This is a genomic window from Lysinibacillus sp. CD3-6, assembly GCF_006351725.2.
Taxonomy (GTDB): domain Bacteria; phylum Bacillota; class Bacilli; order Bacillales_A; family Planococcaceae; genus Lysinibacillus.
Genome location: NZ_CP085880.1, coordinates 1,138,173 through 1,156,615 on the forward strand (window position 1 = coordinate 1,138,173; position 18,443 = coordinate 1,156,615).

At 39.4% G+C, this 18,443-nt stretch carries 18 protein-coding genes; 17 read left to right on the forward strand and 1 reads right to left on the reverse strand.

Annotation, left to right across the window (positions count from 1 at the left end; genetic code table 11):
* Positions 1–327: 327 nt before the first annotated feature.
* Together sdaAB and sdaAA are read left to right on the forward strand one after the other, a co-directional pair.
* Positions 328–990 carry an L-serine ammonia-lyase, iron-sulfur-dependent subunit beta gene (sdaAB, locus tag FH508_RS05280; RefSeq protein WP_173477792.1) on the forward strand — a complete coding sequence of 221 codons (663 nt, stop codon included), beginning with the start codon at positions 328–330 and terminating at the stop codon, positions 988–990.
* 12 nt (positions 991–1,002) lie between these two features.
* On the forward strand, positions 1,003–1,923 hold the full coding sequence (gene sdaAA / locus FH508_RS05285) for an L-serine ammonia-lyase, iron-sulfur-dependent, subunit alpha (RefSeq protein WP_173477791.1): 921 nt from the start codon (positions 1,003–1,005) through the stop codon (positions 1,921–1,923).
* 313 nt (positions 1,924–2,236) lie between these two features.
* Here sdaAA and FH508_RS05290 read toward each other — a convergent pair whose 3' ends face one another.
* Entirely contained in the window at positions 2,237–2,452 is a 216-nt protein-coding gene (locus FH508_RS05290; protein ID WP_173477790.1) for a hypothetical protein, read from the reverse strand.
* A gap of 316 nt (positions 2,453–2,768) precedes the next feature.
* On the opposite strand from FH508_RS05290, the gene recG reads away from it, so the two are divergent.
* The 15 genes from recG (at position 2,769) to trmD (ending at position 18,399) form a co-directional block, all read left to right on the forward strand.
* Positions 2,769–4,814, forward strand: a complete 2,046-nt coding sequence (gene recG / locus FH508_RS05295) for an ATP-dependent DNA helicase RecG (protein ID WP_173477789.1) — start codon at positions 2,769–2,771, stop codon at positions 4,812–4,814.
* Between the two features lie 132 nt (positions 4,815–4,946).
* Positions 4,947–5,519 (forward strand): transcription factor FapR, encoded by a 573-nt coding sequence (fapR, locus tag FH508_RS05300; protein ID WP_173477788.1) that lies wholly within the window; start codon positions 4,947–4,949, stop codon positions 5,517–5,519.
* Between the two features lie 2 nt (positions 5,520–5,521).
* The gene (plsX, locus tag FH508_RS05305) at positions 5,522–6,514 is read left to right on the forward strand and encodes a phosphate acyltransferase PlsX (protein ID WP_173477787.1); all 993 of its coding nucleotides are present in this window, start codon (positions 5,522–5,524) and stop codon (positions 6,512–6,514) included.
* A gap of 19 nt (positions 6,515–6,533) precedes the next feature.
* Positions 6,534–7,487, forward strand: coding sequence for an ACP S-malonyltransferase (gene fabD, locus FH508_RS05310; protein WP_173477786.1), 954 nt, complete (start codon positions 6,534–6,536; stop codon positions 7,485–7,487).
* Positions 7,480–8,226, forward strand: a complete 747-nt coding sequence (gene fabG, locus FH508_RS05315; RefSeq protein ID WP_173477785.1) for a 3-oxoacyl-[acyl-carrier-protein] reductase — start codon at positions 7,480–7,482, stop codon at positions 8,224–8,226. Before fabD ends, fabG begins: the two co-directional genes overlap by 8 nt.
* A 60-nt stretch (positions 8,227–8,286) precedes the next feature.
* Complete coding sequence (acpP, locus tag FH508_RS05320; RefSeq protein WP_024362063.1) at positions 8,287–8,523, forward strand: acyl carrier protein; 237 nt, start codon at positions 8,287–8,289, stop codon at positions 8,521–8,523.
* Between the two features lie 288 nt (positions 8,524–8,811).
* Positions 8,812–9,576, forward strand: a complete 765-nt coding sequence (rnc, locus tag FH508_RS05325; protein WP_370635700.1) for a ribonuclease III — start codon at positions 8,812–8,814, stop codon at positions 9,574–9,576.
* A gap of 3 nt (positions 9,577–9,579) precedes the next feature.
* Positions 9,580–13,161, forward strand: a complete 3,582-nt coding sequence (smc, locus tag FH508_RS05330; RefSeq protein ID WP_173477784.1) for a chromosome segregation protein SMC — start codon at positions 9,580–9,582, stop codon at positions 13,159–13,161.
* Positions 13,158–14,405 carry a signal recognition particle-docking protein FtsY gene (gene ftsY / locus FH508_RS05335; RefSeq protein WP_173477783.1) on the forward strand — a complete coding sequence of 416 codons (1,248 nt, stop codon included), beginning with the start codon at positions 13,158–13,160 and terminating at the stop codon, positions 14,403–14,405. Before smc ends, ftsY begins: the two co-directional genes overlap by 4 nt.
* 197 nt (positions 14,406–14,602) lie before the next feature.
* Complete coding sequence (locus FH508_RS05340) at positions 14,603–14,938, forward strand: putative DNA-binding protein (protein ID WP_173477782.1); 336 nt, start codon at positions 14,603–14,605, stop codon at positions 14,936–14,938.
* 12 nt (positions 14,939–14,950) lie between these two features.
* A complete protein-coding gene (ffh, locus tag FH508_RS05345) occupies positions 14,951–16,309 on the forward strand; it encodes a signal recognition particle protein (RefSeq protein WP_173477781.1) in 1,359 nt (452 codons plus the stop codon).
* A 94-nt stretch (positions 16,310–16,403) separates the two neighbouring features.
* On the forward strand, positions 16,404–16,676 hold the full coding sequence (gene rpsP / locus FH508_RS05350; RefSeq protein ID WP_024362057.1) for a 30S ribosomal protein S16: 273 nt from the start codon (positions 16,404–16,406) through the stop codon (positions 16,674–16,676).
* A gap of 15 nt (positions 16,677–16,691) precedes the next feature.
* The gene (locus FH508_RS05355; protein ID WP_004269410.1) at positions 16,692–16,925 is read left to right on the forward strand and encodes a KH domain-containing protein; all 234 of its coding nucleotides are present in this window, start codon (positions 16,692–16,694) and stop codon (positions 16,923–16,925) included.
* A 230-nt stretch (positions 16,926–17,155) separates the two neighbouring features.
* Positions 17,156–17,671 (forward strand): ribosome maturation factor RimM, encoded by a 516-nt coding sequence (gene rimM, locus FH508_RS05360; RefSeq protein ID WP_139860436.1) that lies wholly within the window; start codon positions 17,156–17,158, stop codon positions 17,669–17,671.
* A complete protein-coding gene (gene trmD / locus FH508_RS05365; protein WP_139860438.1) occupies positions 17,671–18,399 on the forward strand; it encodes a tRNA (guanosine(37)-N1)-methyltransferase TrmD in 729 nt (242 codons plus the stop codon). The genes rimM and trmD overlap by 1 nt, the downstream gene beginning before the upstream one ends.
* Positions 18,400–18,443 lie beyond the last annotated feature (44 nt).

Consider the following 18,443-nt stretch of genomic DNA (forward strand, 5'->3'; position numbering starts at 1 on the left):
AGGCGAAGCAGTGCACAATGTGTGTACTGCTTTTGTTTATGGTAAAAGGAATACAACGTGTAGAAAATTACTTGAATGAAACAAAATAGATAGTTTTGTGTATTTCTACAGAGGACAGATGTTTTGAAAATACTGGAATATCAGCATGTTGGAAAGAGTGTGTTTATAGAATGGACAAAGAAGAAATAATATAAATACGTTATAAATTATAGTCGTGTTAATTTTCTGAAAGTTGATAAAGTAGTGCTTTACTTTTATAGTAACTATCAAGCATGATATAAGTAAATTATAAATTATTATACGAATAGAATAGAGGGGTGTGCTTGTATGAAGTTTACATCGGTTTTTGATATTATTGGACCCGTTATGATTGGTCCATCTTCTTCTCATACAGCAGGTGCAGCGCGTATTGGACGTGTAGCAAGAGATTTATTTGGTAGACAACCGAAATGGGTGAAAATTCATCTTTATGGATCATTTGCTGAAACGTATAGAGGGCATGGGACAGATGTAGCGATAATTGGTGGTTTATTAGATTTTGATACATTTGATGAACGAATAAAAACGGCATTTGAACATGCAGAAAAAGCTGGATTGGAATATGAGTTTATTCCAGAAACAGCGAATACAGAGCATCCGAACACAGCTAGACTAGTGTTTGGTGATGATGAAGGAGAAATGTCTATTGTCGGCATTTCAATTGGTGGCGGAAAAATTGAAGTAAGCGAGGTCAATGGCTTCAAACTTCGTTTAACAGGTGGTATGCCAGCCATTCTTGTTGTTCACGATGATCGTGCTGGCTGTATTGCTAATGTTGCGAATTGCTTAGCGATGCACAATGTCAATATTGGGCATATGGAGGTTTCCCGTATTGAACGTGGTTTAACGGCACTCATGGTCATTGAGATTGATCAAAATATTGAGGAAAAAGTACTTCAGCAAATTTCATTAATACCACATATTACGAAAGTGTCGAGAATTAATAACTAGGGGGGTGTCTCTATGGAAGTGTTATTCCATAATGTACGTGAGCTTGTGGAACGAGCAGAACAGGAAGAAAAGCTAATTTCTGAGCTTATGATTGAGCAGGAAATGTTAATAAGTGGACGAACTCGAGAAGAAATTATGCAACAGATGGACCAAAACTTAACGGTGATGGAGGAAGCGGTTGAGCGAGGCTTAAAAGGTGTGCAGTCTGTAACAGGCTTAACGGGTGGAGACGCCGTACTAATACAAAATTATATTGCACAAGGTAAATCGCTATCAGGCGATTTATTATTAGATGCTGTTAGTAAAGCCGTAGCAACGAATGAAGTAAACGCTGCTATGGGTACAATTTGTGCAACGCCTACAGCGGGTTCAGCGGGAGTCGTGCCAGGTACTTTATTTGCGGTGAAAAATAAGCTAAATCCAACGCGTGAACAAATGATTCGATATTTATTTACTTCAGGTGCATTTGGCTTTGTTGTAGCAAATAATGCTTCCATTTCAGGTGCCGCTGGGGGATGTCAGGCGGAAGTTGGGTCAGCTGCTGGTATGGCTGCGGCTGCAATCGTGGAGATGGCAGGTGGTACGCCACAGCAATGTTCAGAAGCATTCGCTATTACATTGAAAAATATGCTTGGCCTTGTTTGTGATCCAGTAGCTGGATTAGTTGAGGTGCCTTGTGTTAAACGAAATGCGATGGGTGCAGCAAACTCACTTGTTGCAGCAGATATGGCGCTAGCAGGTGTAACGAGTCGTATTCCGTGCGATGAAGTTATTGGTGCGATGTATCGTATTGGTCAGTCGATGAGCCCGAATTTAAAGGAAACAGCGCGTGGTGGCTTAGCAGCAACACCGACAGGTAAAGCAATCAGCAATGCTATTCTTAATAATGGTGATCTACAAAGTATACTAAAAGCAAAATTAGCAGTAGAGTAAGGCTCAAAAATGATTGAAAAGAGGAAGTGTTAGATTGATTGCAATAATCAATCTAACACTTTTTTGTTATAGATAAAATTTAACAGAGAGTACTCTGTTGGTGGCGGACATCGTGAATCGCCGGTAACCCCGAAGAATTCGCCGATAGAAGCCCGTGAATCGCCGGTAACCCCGAAGAAACCGCCGATAGAAGCCCGTGAATCGCCGGTAACCCCGAAGAAACCGCCGATAGAAGCCCGTGAATCGCCGGTTACCCTGAAGAATTCTCCGAATAGAAGCCTAGTCAATCGACTTTTTAGTTCGCTATCGACAGTTATTTTCGTTTGCATTCAAAATAATATGTATTTGTGACATTGTTGTAAATTTTTAAAATGACTTCGCCACCGATTTCATAACATCGAGAACTTGCTGTATTTATTTCTTTCGTATGAAAGTAACTTGTTGCATGTACTAAAAAGGAAATGCCGAGCAAAAGTATAGCGACTAGCCACATAATGCTATTAAGATGCGTTTTTATAGTCAAATTCATATGAACCTCCCTACAATTATTTCCTGCACTATTTTTAATTATATTTCCAATATTAACTATTTATGATTTAATTTTCAAATAAACGACAGTGTACCGCCATTTCCTAGTCATTGGGACGACACGAATTAAAAGTTTTATGATAAAGTTGACAAGAGAAGTGCTGTATATAGGCAATATAATACTAACAATCTATAAAAGATAACGAGGATTTGAATAGAAGGGAGGTAGGCTCTTTTGAGTAACAAAAGTTTAAGAATGTACTCGATGACAGCAACAGTATGCGAATGGACGTTATTTGAAGGGGCTGATATGAAAGGTGACTGAATTAACCAGTCCTGTCTCTGAATTAAAAGGAGTTGGGAAAGAAACTGCTGCGCATTTAGAAACATTAGGTATTGAGACGATACAAGATTTGTTGTGGACTTTCCCGCATCGACATGAGGATTTTCGCTTAAAGGATTTAGCACAAACACCTCATAATGAGCGTGTTACTGTTGAATGTAAAGTAGAACGTGAGCCGACAGTGTTATTTTTAGGACGAAATAAATCTCGCTTGCAAGTGACTGTACTCGCTGGCCGTCATCTTGTGAAGGTAGTGTTTTTCAATCAAAACTATTTAAAACAAAAGCTAATACCAGGTACTATTGTGACAGTGACGGGGAAATGGGATAGAGGTAGACAAGTAATTAATGGTACGACGGTCACATTTGGTCCGAAAATAGACCAAGTAGATTTTGAACCTGTTTATAGTCTCAAAGGTTTAATTCCGCAAAAACGTTTTCGCAAATATATGCGACAAGTGTTAGATGATTTTGGCGCAGAATTACCTGATGCAATTCCGCAACATTTGCAAGCAGCTTATAAGCTTGTCTCAATTCGCGATGGTCTTGAAGGTATTCATTTTCCGCAAGATGCTGAACACGCTAAACAAGCAAGAAGACGATTTGCTTATGAAGAATTATTAAACTTTCAACTTCGTATTCAAGCGTTACGAAAAATACGTAAGGATAATGAACGGGGGACAGTTATACAATTTGACTTGCAAAAGGTACGGGCATTTATCGCTTCACTTCCATACGAATTAACAGGAGCACAAAAGCGAGTTGTCAATGAAATTTGTAAGGATTTAAAAGAACCGCATCGGATGAATCGTTTGCTACAAGGGGATGTTGGTTCGGGAAAAACGGTAGTTGCGGCAATTTGTTTATATGCCGCTGTGACTGCAGGGTTTCAAGGAGCGTTAATGGCACCAACTGAAATTTTAGCCGAACAACATGCGGAAAACTTACTTGCTTGGTTCGAGCCATTTGGAGTCCGTGTAGCGTTATTGTCGGGCTCAACAAAAACAAAGGAGCGACGTCTATTATTAGCTGCACTTGCAGCTGGTGAAATAGATATTGTAATAGGAACGCATGCACTTATACAGCCAGATGTAATTTTTAATAGACTAGGCTTTGTTATAACGGACGAACAGCATCGCTTTGGCGTAGAACAACGGAGAATTTTACGTGATAAAGGGGAAAATCCTGATGTGCTCTTTATGACCGCTACGCCTATCCCTCGAACACTTTCGATTACAGCCTTTGGCGAAATGGATGTTTCGTTGATTGATGAAATGCCAGCAGGGCGTAAGGAAATTGAAACACATTGGATGAAAAAAGAACAACTTGGTTCTGTGTTGTCCAAATTAGAGCTAGAGCTTCAAGCAGGTAGACAGGCCTATGCTATTTGTCCATTAATCGAAGAATCGGATAAATTGGATGTCCAAAACGCAGTGGAAATTTATGAGCAGCTCGCATCGTATTTTAATGGACGTTATAAAGTTGGTTTAATGCATGGTCGCTTACCAGCGGATGAAAAAGATGCTGTGATGCGTGACTTTAGTGAAGGAGAAATACAAGTTTTAGTATCTACGACTGTTGTTGAAGTCGGAGTAAATGTGCCGAATGCAACGTTTATGGTTGTATATGATGCAGAACGCTTTGGACTAGCACAGCTACATCAGCTGCGAGGTCGTGTAGGGCGTGGTGAGCACCAATCTTACTGTGTGTTAATCGCTGATCCTAAATCTGATGAAGGTAAAGAGCGGATGCAGTCTATGACTGAAACAAATGATGGCTTCCGACTTGCAGAAAAAGATTTAGAGCTACGTGGACCAGGTGATTTCTTTGGACGGAAGCAAAGTGGCTTACCTGATTTTAAAGTTGCGGATTTAGTACATGATTATAGGACGCTTGAGACGGCGCGAAAAGATGCAACTGAAATGATTGAAACAGACGCATTTTGGCATGATGAAACGTATCAAATTTTACGTGATATGCTTGAGAAGTCTGGTGTTCTACAAGGTGAACGTTTTGATTAGTATAATTACGTGTTGTACGACAAGGAATGCGAGTGCTTGTTTTTGAAAACAAGTCTTGCATTCTTTTTTTATACTCTATATACTGATATTAGTACCAAGTGCTAATAACAACTCAAAAGGTGGCGAATGACGTTGAGACGAACGAAAAAAGAGCGACAGCGATTATTATCTGAAACGATTGCGGAAAACCCATTCGTCACAGATGAACAATTAGCGTCGGAGTTTCAGGTAAGTGTACAAACAATTCGTTTAGATCGCATGGAACTAGCAATTCCAGAATTGCGCGAACGAATTAAAGATGTAGCTTCGAAAACATATGAAAATGAAGTAAAATCATTACCGATTGATGAAGTCATCGGTGAAATTATTGATATAGAACTAGATAATCGTGCAATATCTATATTTGATGTAAAAGAAGAGCATGTATTTCAGCGCAATGGCATCGCGCGTGGACATCATTTATTTGCCCAGGCAAACTCATTAGCTGTAGCGGTTATAGATGATGAGCTTGCTTTAACAGTGCACTCCAATATTACATTTGTGAAACCTGTTAAAGCAGGAAATCGTGTTATAACTAAGGCGGTCGTTGTCGGAAGAGATGATGAACGCCATCGTACAAAAGTTGAGATTATATCGACTGTGAATGGTGAAACTGTTTTTGTTGGTGAATTTGATATGTACCGCACGAAAGGTAAGGGTGAATAAGTATGAAATTAGCACTTGATGGAATGGGTGGCGACAATGCACCGAAATCAGTAGTGGAAGGTGCATTATTAGCATTAGAACAAATTCCAAATTTGGAAATACAATTATATGGACAGCAAGAAAAGCTCGACCCATTTTTAAAAATGCACGATCGCTTAACAGTTATCCATTGTGAAGAAGTGGTTGAAGGGACAGATGATCCTGCACGTGCTGTACGACGTAAAAAGGATTCATCAATGGCGAAAATGATGGATGCGGTTGAAGAAGGTACAGCAGACGCTTGCCTTTCAGCTGGCAATACAGGCGCACTAATGGCAGGTGGTTTGTTTAAAGTAGGTCGTATCGAAGGAATTGCGCGACCAGCTTTAGCAACGACATTACCGACGCTTGATGGTAAAGGCTTTTTAATGCTCGACCTAGGGGCCAATGCGGACGCACGACCAGAGCATTTACTGCAATATGCAATTATGGGTGATATTTACGCTAAAAAAGTAGGCGGTCTACAAAAGCCTCGTATTGGATTGTTAAATATCGGGACTGAAGATAAAAAAGGAAATGATTTAACGAAGGCTGCTTTTGAATTACTAAAAGAAGCCGACTTAAATTTTGTCGGCAATGTCGAAGCGCGTGATTTACTCGATGGGGTCGCTGATGTTGTTGTAACAGATGGATTTACGGGCAATATGGTGCTAAAGTCGATTGAGGGAACAGCAGGCGCATTATTTAAGATGTTAAAAGAGGCATTTATGTCTTCTACAAAAACAAAAATTTCAGCAGCACTTATGAAGAATAATTTACGTGACTTGAAAAATAAAATGGACTACACAGAGTATGGCGGGGCAGGTTTGTTTGGTTTGCAAGCGCCTGTTATTAAAGCGCATGGATCATCGAATGCAAAAGCAATCTTTAGTGCAATACGTCAAGCGAATACGATGGTAGAGCATACGGTTATTTCAACGATAACAGATACAGTACGTCACTTAGAAATTGACTAACAAAGGGGATTAATAAGAAATGACGAAAATCGCATTTATATTTCCAGGCCAAGGCTCTCAAGCGGTTGGTATGGGCCAAGAATTTGTAAGCAACTCACAAGAAAGTAAAGCCTTTTACGAAAGTGCTAATAAAACACTTGGTTTTGACTTATCTAAATTAATGCTAGAGGGACCTGCTGAAGAATTAACACTAACATATCATGCACAGCCAGCGTTATTAACGACAGGTGTTATGGTCGCTGAGAAATTACGCGCTGCAGGTATTACACCGAATTTTGCAGCTGGTCACTCACTTGGAGAATATGGTGCATTAGTTATCGCAGGGGTTTTATCGTTTGAGGATGCTGTTGCAATTGTTCATAAACGAGGTTTATTTATGAACGAAGCTGTGCCAGCAGGGCAAGGGGCTATGGCTGCTATTCTTGGTATGGAGCTAGATGCATTGCATGAAGTGACTGAAAAAGTAACAGCTGATGGCGATGTAGTACAAGTTGCAAACGTCAACTGTCCAGGACAAATCGTTATTTCTGGAACAAAAGAAGGCGTTGACAAGGCTTCAGTTGCCGCTAAAGAAGCGGGCGCTAAACGTGCTATTCCATTAGTTGTAAGTGGACCTTTCCATTCAGAATTAATGCGACCTTCATCTAGTAAATTACAGGAAACATTAGCGGATATTACTTTATCGGCACCGCAAATTCCAGTAATCGGCAACGTTAAAGCTAAAGAATTGTCAGATGTGCCAGCTATTCAACAAGAATTAGTGGAACAGGTATATAGTGCAGTACAATGGGAAGCATCAGTACGTGAAATGATTGCGCAAGGTGTCGATGTATTTATCGAGTGTGGACCTGGCAAAGTGCTAAGTGGCTTAGTAAAGAAAGTAGATCGTTCAGTGGCAACGTATTGTGTATATGATGAAGCTTCATTAGAAGCAGTATTAGAAGCGTCGAAGGAGTGGACAATCAATGCGTAAATTAGAAGGGAAAGTTGCAGTTGTAACAGGTGCTTCACGAGGAATTGGACGTGCGATTGCGTTAAAGCTTGCTGATGAAGGTGCAAAGGTAGTTGTAAACTATAGTGGCTCACAAGCAAAAGCGGAAGAAGTTGTGGCGGCAATTCAAGCAAATGGTGGTGAGGCGCTTGCAGTACAGGCAAGTGTTTCAAAAACAGAAGAAGTTACTGCTCTGATGGATGCTGCAGTTAAAACATTTGGCTCACTTGATATTTTAGTGAATAATGCAGGTATTACACGCGATAATTTATTAATGCGAATGAAGGAAGAAGAATGGGACGATGTTCTTAATACTAACTTAAAAGGTGTATTCCTTTGTACAAAAGCTGTTACTCGTCAAATGATGAAGCAACGTGCAGGACGTATTATTAATATTTCTTCTATCGTTGGTGTAGCAGGTAATGCTGGGCAAGCTAACTATGTAGCAGCAAAAGCGGGCGTAATTGGCTTAACAAAAACAACTGCTAAGGAACTTGCATCACGTAATATTTTAGTGAATGCAATTGCACCAGGCTTTATTGAAACAGAAATGACTGAACAGCTTCCAGAAGAGATAAAACAAGGTATGCTTACGCAAATTCCACTTGCTAAACTTGGGCAACCAGAGGATATTGCAAAAGCCGTTGCGTTTTTAGCTTCGGATGAAGCAAACTATATGACGGGTCAAACGCTACATATTGACGGCGGCATGGTGATGTAATATTATGCTATAGCATAAATATAAAATTTTTGTATAATCATTTGAGGGGAGGTGAAAGTTTTGACTACAGTATTAGAACGCGTAACAAAAGTAATCGTGGACCGTTTAGGTGTTGAAGAAAGTGAAGTAACATTAGAAGCTTCTTTCCGTGATGATTTAGGTGCTGACTCATTAGACGTTGTTGAGCTTGTTATGGAGCTTGAAGACGAATTCGATATGGAAATTTCTGATGAAGATGCTGAAAAAATCTCAACAGTAGGTTCTGCTATTTCATACATCGAAGGTAAAATTAACTAATCGCCTCTGGCAGATGTTACAGATTTCAATTGCAACCTTTTAAGATTGCATAATAAAAATCTGATTTCATTGAATACTTTCATCAAAGCATAATCGTTTATGCTTTGATGTATTTTAAAGGTACGAAATGGTTCGTTTTTCGAACGATTTGCGTGCCTTTTTTTATTTTTGTAAAAAAATTACGTTAAAACTTCCAAAACATTGTATTTTAGCCGAAATACTTTTGCATAAATGCCTTGAAAAAGGTACACTAAGACGGTAGAAACTATTAGGAAGGCAGATTGTTCAATGGCTATGAGAAGAAAAGGAAATATGCAGAAATCAGGCGTACTTCCTGAAAAGGTACGCAATCAATTCGAGCTGTTACAGCATGAATTAAATATCACATTTATTAATAAAAATTTATTGTATCAAGCATTCACGCATTCATCTTATGTGAATGAGCATCGCCGTAAATTGTTTACGGATAATGAGCGTCTCGAATTTTTAGGTGACGCAGTACTTGAACTATCTGTTTCTAAATACCTTTTTGAGAAATACCCGCATATGAGCGAGGGTGAATTAACAAAACTCCGCGCATCGATCGTTTGTGAGCCATCACTTGTTATTTTTGCAAATGAGTTGGGCTTTGGTCGCTTTGTATTGCTTGGAAAAGGTGAGGAGTTAACAGGAGGACGGGAACGCCCAGCGCTACTTGCAGATGTTTTTGAATCATTTGTAGGTGCCCTTTATTTAGATCAGGATTTGCAAACGGTCGTGACATTTTTAGAACGAATCGTGTTCCCAAAAGTAGAAGTCGGTGCTTTTTCGCATGTGATGGATTTTAAAAGCCAGTTACAAGAAATGGTACAGCAAACAAACAACGGTCTTCTTCATTATGAGATTATCGATGAAAAGGGCCCAGCGCATAATCGTACCTTTGTATCGAGCGTATTATTAAATGGACAAGAGCTTGGTATCGGTCGAGGGAAATCGAAAAAAGAAGCTGAACAACAAGCAGCACAATGCGCTATGCGTATGATGCGTGAGCATTCTGCTAAAGAGGAGGCTTAATAGATGTTCCTAAAACGACTCGAAGTGATTGGCTTTAAATCTTTTGCGGAGCGCATTGGTATTGATTTTGTACCAGGTGTTACAGCTGTTGTTGGACCTAATGGCAGTGGGAAAAGTAATGTAACTGATGCTATTCGTTGGGTACTCGGGGAGCAATCGGCAAAGTCGTTGCGTGGGGCAAAAATGGAAGATGTTATTTTTGCTGGGAGTGACTCTCGAAAGCCACTAAACTTTGCAGAGGTAACATTAATTTTAGATAATACTGATGAACAGCTTGCTTTTTCGTACACAGAGGTAAGCGTAACAAGACGCGTATACCGTTCAGGTGATAGTGAATATTTATTAAATAACCAGCAGTGTCGCCTGAAGGATATTACGGACTTGTTTATGGACTCAGGACTTGGGAAAGAGGCTTTCTCGATAATTTCCCAAGGCCGTGTCGATGAAATTTTAAATAGCCGTCCTGACGACCGTCGCTCTATATTTGAAGAGGCGGCTGGTGTATTAAAATACAAGCTGCGAAAGAAAAAAGCTGAGCATAAACTTGTAGAAACAGATGAAAACTTATACCGTGTTTTAGATATTTTGCATGAGTTAGATAGCCGTTTGGAGCCTTTGCAAATACAAGCTTCTAGTGCAAGAGATTATGTGCAAATGTCCACGGAGCTAAAAGATTTTGATATTGCGATTCTTGTGCACGATTTAAAAAATTGTGCACAATCTTTGCATGCATTGAAAGAAGAATATACGCAGTTAGCTGAAACAGAGCAAAAACATGCTAGTAATATTCAAGCTTTTGAAACCCAATCTGCTGCAATTCGTAAACATTTAAAAGAGCTTGATGTTGTATTGGATGCGGCACAATCAGAGCTTGTCGATGCCACAATGGAAATGGAGCGTTGGGATGGTCGTAAAGCTTTAATGGCTGAGAAGCGACAAAATGCAACGAATCAATTACAGCAGTTGAATGCATCATTGCAAGAAGCGAAAAGTGAAGTAGAAGATCTAACGGCACAGGAGCTTGAGAAAAAACAGTTGTTTACTGAAAAGCAACAGGAAGTCTCAACTTTAAAGCAAATTATTAAACAATTAGAACAATCATTAAATCGTTCGGTTACAGAAATAGAACAAGAAATTGAAGGGCATAAAAACCGTTATATCGATTCGTTAAATGAAGAAGCAACAGTAAAAAATGAACTAAAAAATATTGATCAACAACTATCGCAACAAAAAGCAATGGCCGCGCGTATGACAGACCAAACGGATGAAATTGGGCAAGAGCTTATTGAAGTTGTCACAGAGAAAGAGTCGCTTGTTGGTACACATATAGCAACGACAACGGAGCTGCAAAAAAAGCTAGAGCAATATGAAGCGTTACAAATTCAATTTAAAAATGTGAATAGTTCATTTAACGAAAAGCAGGAAATGCTATACAAAGCTTATCAGCATCAGCAACAGTTAAAAGCTAGAAAAGACACATTAGCAGAGCTAGAAGCAGACTTTTCAGGCTTCTTCCACGGCGTTAAAGAAGTATTATTAGCTCGTGACAAAGGTGAATTATTTGGCATTGAAGGTGCAGTGGCAGAATTAATTCAGGTCGATGGGAAGTATTCACAAGCGATTGAAACAGCTTTAGGGGCTGCATCACAGCATATTGTGACGTCGAATGAACAGAACGCTCAACAGGCCATCAAGTGGTTAAAACAAAAAAGAGCTGGCCGAGCGACATTTTTACCGAAAACGGTCATGAAATCACGCAAAATAAATTTATCTTCGATTCAGCTTGCAACGGAGCATCCTGCATTCGTGCAAATGGCAGATGCACTTGTGACATTTGATGAAAATTATCGCTCTATCGTAGAAAATTTACTTGGCAATGTGATCGTGGCATCAAATTTAGAAGGTGCTAGTCAAATAGCACGTTTATGTGGTTTCCGTTATCGTGTAGTAACACTCGAAGGAGATATTGTTAATGCTGGCGGTTCTTTAACAGGTGGTGCTGCAAAACAACAATCTTCATTATTTACGAGAAAAGCGGAGTTAGATGGTTTAATTGCCAAACTCGAAGCGTTAGAGACATCGATTTATAGCGCAGAGCAGGCTGTAGCAACGGAAAAGGAAACATTGTCATCGTTGCGAGACACATTGGAACAATTAAAACTTGAAGGCGATCAGTTACGTAAAGAAGAGATGCAACAGGCAAGTCGTATTCGGGAATTAGAAGTTGTTGAAAAAAGCTTGTCAGCCCGAGTGTCATTTGCCTCCAATGAAACGCTGGATGTTAAGACACGTGAAGAATCACTGCTTGCTCAAAAGGAAGCAGCAACGCTACGTTTAGCAGCTCTTGCATTAGAGTTAGTGGAGATTAATGAAACGGTAGAGCAACTAGGTAAAGTGAAATTACAAAGTGAAACGGAAAAGGATGTTCTTCGTGAACAAACTGCTGAAAAACGTTCACAATTGGCGGTAATGCAGGAACAAATGTCCCAAGTACAAATTGCAACTGCAGAACTTGCGCTACAGTTAAACAAAGCTCGACAAAAAGTCGACAATATTTCTCAGGAAATAATATGGCTTCAATCTGATGAATCGACAAAATTGTTGAGTGATGAAGAGGTAGAGGCACAAGTTGCTACGTGGAAGGCTAGAAGAGAAACATTACAAGTTACAATTTCACAGAAAAAAGATGAAAAAGCAGCCCAACAACAAGAGCTAGCAACGTTAGAAGAGCAGCTAAAGGAATTGCAACGTATACATAAAGGCTTCATAGAAGCAATACGTGCGAATGAATTGAAGCGAAGCCGCGTAGAATTTGAGATGAATAATTATAATGATCAGCTCGAAGAAAACTATCAACTAACGTTTGAGGAAGCAATGGAAGTCGCTTTATCAATTGAAGATGAAGAGCATATGAGACGTCGTGTCAAGCTATTGAAAAAATCTATTGAAGAATTAGGTCCTGTGAATTTAAGTGCGATTGATGAATTTGAGCGTGTCCAAGAGCGTCATTCTTTTTTAACAGAGCAGCGTGAAGATTTACTTGCAGCGCAAGACACGTTACACGAAGCGATTAAAGAAATGGATGAAGAAATGACACTGCGCTTTAGTGAGACGTTTTTTGCCATTCGAGAGCAATTCAAACTTGTTTTCCGCGAATTATTTGGTGGTGGTCAGGCGGATTTAGTATTATTAGATCCAAACAATATGCTTGAAACGGGCATTGAAATTGTTGCCCAACCTCCTGGGAAGAAGCTGCAAAACTTAAGCTTGCTTTCTGGTGGTGAACGTGCACTTACTGCAATTGCTTTACTATTCTCGATTTTAAATATAAGACCTGTGCCGTTCTGTATTCTCGATGAAGTAGAAGCGGCATTAGACGAGGCAAATGTTGTTCGATACAGCGAATACTTGAAGAAGTTTAGTCGCAATACCCAATTTATTGTCATTACACATCGTAAAGGTACAATGGAGGGGGCTGACGTACTGTATGGTATTACGATGCAGGAATCAGGTGTATCAAAACTTGTATCAGTAAAATTAGAAGATGAACCCGTACTTGCGGAGCAAAGGAGCGAACAAGCATGAGTTTTTTTAAACGTTTAAAAGATAAGTTGGTTGGAAATCCAACAGAAGAAGAAAAAGTAGAATCGATAGGCGAAGAGCAATCAGCCGATTTACAGCATGAAGACACAGCAGAACCTGCTCTACTTGAAACATCTAACGTAGAAGTAGAAGAAAAGCAAGAGCAATCAACAAATGAAGACATTGCTGTTGTAGAGACTTCCAATGTAGTAGAGGAAGAAAAAGTGGAAGAAGTGCAGGAAATTGCTGTTGTAGAGGAAGTAGTATCTGAAAAAAAACCTTCTGCGTGGTCCATTACACAAAAATTTAAAGCAGGTCTTGAAAAAACACGTAATTCATTTACTTCTAAGGTCAATGATTTAGTTGCACGTTATCGTAAAGTAGACGAAGATTTCTTTGAAGAGCTAGAAGATTTATTATTACAAGCAGACGTTGGCTTTGAAACAGTGATGGAACTTATGGATAAACTACGCTTCGAGGTTCAACGTAAAAATATTAAAGATACAAACGGTATCCAAACCATTATTTCTGAGAAACTTGTGGAAATTTATGAGCAAGGTGAAGAAGATTTAATTGAACTAAATATGCAACCTAATGGTGAGCTAACTGTTATTTTATTTGTTGGCGTAAACGGTGTTGGGAAAACAACAACAATTGGCAAATTGGCACGTCGTCTTAAATCAGAAGGAAAAACGGTCGTATTAGCAGCGGGAGATACGTTCCGTGCAGGTGCGATTGATCAATTACAAGTGTGGGGAGACCGTGTTGGCTGTGAAGTGATTAAGCAGTCTGAAGGCTCGGATCCAGCAGCAGTCATGTATGATGCAATACGCGCAGCGAAAAATCGTAAAGCGGACGTTTTAATTTGTGATACTGCGGGTCGCCTACAAAACAAAGTGAACTTAATGAACGAGTTAGAAAAAGTACATCGTGTTATTTCGCGGGAAATACCAGATGCGCCACATGAGGTATTGTTAGCATTAGATGCGACTACTGGTCAAAATGCGCTTGTGCAGGCACAAACGTTTAAAGAAGTAACAAACGTAACGGGTATTGTCTTGACGAAACTTGATGGGACTGCAAAAGGTGGTATTGTGCTAGCCATTCGAAATAAATTGCATATTCCTGTGAAATTCGTTGGTCTAGGTGAAAAGATGGACGATCTACAGCCATTTGATGCAGAACGTTATGTATATGGCTTGTTTGCAGAAGGCTTAGATAAAGAGCTAGAAAATAGCGAAGAATAATAATAGCGATTTGTAGTGGATAGAATGAGCGCTCGACTGTATAAAGGTAAAATGCGTGTTTAAAAGAGAAATACTAGCTAATGATGGAAGAATACTTAAATCGGCTAATAGAAGGCTTTTAGACAAGGAGATTACCTTGACACAGACGGGCGCTTTTCGTTATGATACAAATGACAAACAACGGGGGGAGAAACTCGATGCTACTTGAAAAAACAACACGCATGAACTTTCTCTTCGACTTTTATCAAGCATTATTAACAGATAAGCAAAGAAGTTATATGGAACTCTATTATTTAGATGATCACTCACTTGGAGAAATCGCTGAATCATATGGGGTTTCACGTCAAGCTGTTTATGATAATATTCGTCGAACTGAAGCGATGCTTGAAGAATATGAAGAAAAACTATGTTTACTGGAAAAATTTCAACAACGCACGCAAATGCTTGCGCGACTTACAGCTGGGATTACGGAAAAAAGTATGACGGTTGAGGAGCAGTTGGCGCTTATTGAGCAGTTGAAAGAATGGGATTAGGAGGCGAAAGCAGTGGCTTTTGAAGGATTAGCGGAACGACTCCAAGGAACGATCCAAAAGATTAAAGGTAAAGGAAAAGTATCGGAACAAGACGTAAAAGAAATGATGCGTGAAGTCCGATTTGCTTTAATCGAGGCGGATGTTAACTTAAAAGTAGTCAAAGAATTCGTTAAAAAGGTAAGTGAACGTGCTGTCGGTGTAGATGTTATGCAAAGCTTAACACCAGGGCAACAAGTCATTAAAATCGTTCAAGACGAATTAACAGAGCTGATGGGCGGCGAACAAAGCCCGATTAAATTTAATACAAAGCCCCCAACTGTCATTATGATGGTCGGTTTGCAAGGTGCGGGTAAAACAACAACTTCTGGGAAATTAGCAAATATTTTACGTAAAAAATATAATCGTAAACCATTATTAGTTGCTGCTGACGTTTACCGCCCAGCTGCGGTTCAACAATTACAAACATTAGGAAAGCAACTATCTTTACCTGTTTTTGCTTTAGGCACAGACGTATCACCAGTTGAAATCGCTCGCCAGGCAATTGAACTAGCAAAAGAAGAGCATCATGATGTCGTAATTATTGATACTGCAGGTCGCTTGCATATCGATGAGGATTTAATGCAAGAATTAAAGGATATTCGTGCGCTTAAAGAGCCAGATGAAGTATTCTTAGTAGTAGATGCTATGACTGGTCAGGACGCCGTAAACGTGGCGGAAAGCTTTAATGAGGCTGTCGGCATCACAGGTGTTGTATTAACTAAGCTTGATGGGGATACACGTGGTGGTGCGGCATTATCTATCCGTTCTGTAACACAGAAGCCGATTAAATTTGTCGGTATGGGTGAAAAAATGGACGCTCTTGAACCATTCCATCCAGAGCGTATGGCATCTCGTATTTTAGGAATGGGTGATGTTTTATCACTAATTGAAAAGGCGCAGGCAAACGTCGACGAAGCAAAAGCGAAAGAACTAGAAGAAAAGTTCAAAACGCAAAGCTTTACACTCGATGATTTTGTTGAGCAATTACAGCAAGTGAAAAAAATGGGCCCACTCGACGAAATATTAAAAATGCTACCAGGTGCAGGCAAAATTAAAGGCTTAGACAATGTCAAAGTGGATGATAAGCAAATGGGTCGTGTAGAAGCCATTATTTACTCGATGACAAAGGCTGAAAAGACAAATCCTGAAATTATTAACGGCAACCGTAAAAAACGTATTGCAAAAGGTTCAGGTACGTCTATTCAAGAGGTAAATCGTTTATTAAAACAGTTTGATGAAATGAAAAAAATGATGAAACAAATGACAGGTATGGCGACTGGTAAAGGTAAGAAAAAGATGAAATTACCAGGCTTTGATTCATTGTTTAAATAATATTTTATAGGTGTTAAGAAAAAACACTTTACAAACAACATAAACATTGATAATATACTATCTTGTGTGAAACTTATTCGGAGGTGCTATTAAAATGGCAGTTAAAATTCGCTTAAAACGTATGGGAGCTAAAAAATCTCCTTTCTATCGTATCGTAGTTGCAGACGCTCGTTCACCACGTGACGGTCGTTCAATCGAAACAGTTGGTACTTACAACCCACTTACTCAACCAGCTACTGTAAACATTGATGAAGAGAAAGCTCTTAAATGGTTAGCTGACGGTGCAAAACCATCAGATACAGTACGTAACTTGTTCTCAGAACAAGGTATCATGGAAAAATTCCATAACCAAAAATTCAGTAAATAATCGGGGGAGACGTCTTTGAAGCAGCTGATTGAAGCAATCGTTTTACCGTTAGTCGATTATCCAGAAGAAGTTCGTATTGAGACGGACGAAAATGCAAATCGAATTGTTTATAAACTTTTTGTTCATCCAGAGGATCGAGGGAAAGTCATAGGCAAACAAGGGCGAGTGGCGAAAGCGATTCGTACAATTGTTTATTCAGCGGCAGGTAGTCACCATCAAAAAAAGACTTACGTCGATATATTGGATTAATAAAAAGATTTTCACGCTCGTTTACACGCGAGAAGGTAACAATGTAGCAACTATGCAACTTGTCGCCGTTTTGCACTGAACAATTCTAACAAGTATGCATACATACGTTGCTAGAATTCGACGGGGTCAGTAAATGTGTAGCGTAAAATCTGGATAGAAGAGGGGGGAGCTTGCTGGTTCCTTCCTTTTTTTATATAGTACGGATATATAACGGTATAGAGGTGAAATGGATGGAATGGTTTAATGTAGGTCGTATTGTCAACACGCACGGTATCCGTGGGGAAGTACGTATATTATCGACTACAGATTTTGAAGAAAAGCGCTTTGCGGTTGGAAATAAGCTTGCAGCGTTTAAAAAAGACGATAAAAAGCCAACGTGGGTAACAATTCAATCAGTACGCCGCCATAAAAACTTTATTTTATTAACATTTGAGGGCATGGATAATATTAACTTTGTCGAACCGTTCAAAGAAGGCATGCTGAAAATAACGAAAGATCAAATGACTGATGATTTATTGCAAGAAAATGAATTTTTCTTCCATGAAATTATTGGCTGTACAGTTGTATCTGAAGAAGGCGAAACAATTGGTGAAGTGAAAGATATTCTACAAACAGGCGCAAACGATGTATGGGTAGTGAAAGGTGCTAAAAAAGAACACTACATTCCTTATATCGAAGACATCGTAAAAAATATTGATGTGGAAGAAAAGAAAATTGTCATTCATGTGATGGAAGGCTTGCTATGATGAATATTCATGTGTTAAGTCTATTTCCTGATATGTTTTCGGGTGTGTTTGGTGCATCGATTCTGAAAAAAGCGCAGGAAAAAGGTGCGGTAAAGCTAGAAGTTTCCGATATTCGTGCATTTTCAGGCAACAAGCATAAACAAGTAGATGATTATCCATATGGTGGTGGTGCAGGGATGGTGTTGAAGCCAGAACCGATGTTTAGCGCTGTGGAGGCGATTACAGCAGACAGAAAACCACGCATCATTTTAATGTGTCCGCAAGGTGAACGATTCACTCAAAAAAAAGCGGAGGAACTTGCGCAAGAAAGCGAATTAGTATTTTTATGTGGGCATTACGAAGGCTACGATGAACGCATTCGTGAGCACCTAGTAACCGATGAAATTTCTATTGGAGACTTTGTATTAACAGGTGGAGAGTTAGGTGCGATGACGGTTATTGATAGCGTTGTACGACTTTTACCAGGTGTTTTAGGACAAGCAGATTCTCATATACAAGATTCCTTTTCAACTGGTTTGTTAGAACACCCACATTATACGCGACCTGCTGAATTTCGAGGTATGCAAGTACCTGAAGTATTATTATCAGGCAATCATGCAAAAATTGAGCAATGGCGTGAAGAACAATCGTTAAAAAGAACATTCGAGCGTCGCCCTGATCTACTCGAGCATTATCCATTAACAGACAAGCAAAAATTGTATTTAGAAAAACTTAAAAAAGAACTATAAAGATACTTGCTTGCATGCAGTATATGTGATAACATCTATTCTGT

What these genes read in the sequence shown, in the direction of transcription:
- sdaAB (WP_173477792.1), top strand. Translation starts at nt 328, where the DNA reads ATGAAGTTTACATCGGTTTTTGATATTATTGGACCCGTTATGATTGGT.
- sdaAA (WP_173477791.1), top strand. Translation starts at nt 1,003, where the DNA reads ATGGAAGTGTTATTCCATAATGTACGTGAGCTTGTGGAACGAGCAGAA.
- FH508_RS05290 (WP_173477790.1), bottom strand. Translation starts at nt 2,452, where the DNA reads ATGAATTTGACTATAAAAACGCATCTTAATAGCATTATGTGGCTAGTC.
- plsX (WP_173477787.1), top strand. Translation starts at nt 5,522, where the DNA reads ATGAAATTAGCACTTGATGGAATGGGTGGCGACAATGCACCGAAATCA.
- fabD (WP_173477786.1), top strand. Translation starts at nt 6,534, where the DNA reads ATGACGAAAATCGCATTTATATTTCCAGGCCAAGGCTCTCAAGCGGTT.
- fabG (WP_173477785.1), top strand. Translation starts at nt 7,480, where the DNA reads ATGCGTAAATTAGAAGGGAAAGTTGCAGTTGTAACAGGTGCTTCACGA.
- rnc (WP_370635700.1), top strand. Translation starts at nt 8,812, where the DNA reads ATGGCTATGAGAAGAAAAGGAAATATGCAGAAATCAGGCGTACTTCCT.
- smc (WP_173477784.1), top strand. Translation starts at nt 9,580, where the DNA reads ATGTTCCTAAAACGACTCGAAGTGATTGGCTTTAAATCTTTTGCGGAG.
- ftsY (WP_173477783.1), top strand. Translation starts at nt 13,158, where the DNA reads ATGAGTTTTTTTAAACGTTTAAAAGATAAGTTGGTTGGAAATCCAACA.
- FH508_RS05340 (WP_173477782.1), top strand. Translation starts at nt 14,603, where the DNA reads ATGCTACTTGAAAAAACAACACGCATGAACTTTCTCTTCGACTTTTAT.
- rpsP (WP_024362057.1), top strand. Translation starts at nt 16,404, where the DNA reads ATGGCAGTTAAAATTCGCTTAAAACGTATGGGAGCTAAAAAATCTCCT.
- rimM (WP_139860436.1), top strand. Translation starts at nt 17,156, where the DNA reads ATGGAATGGTTTAATGTAGGTCGTATTGTCAACACGCACGGTATCCGT.
- trmD (WP_139860438.1), top strand. Translation starts at nt 17,671, where the DNA reads ATGAATATTCATGTGTTAAGTCTATTTCCTGATATGTTTTCGGGTGTG.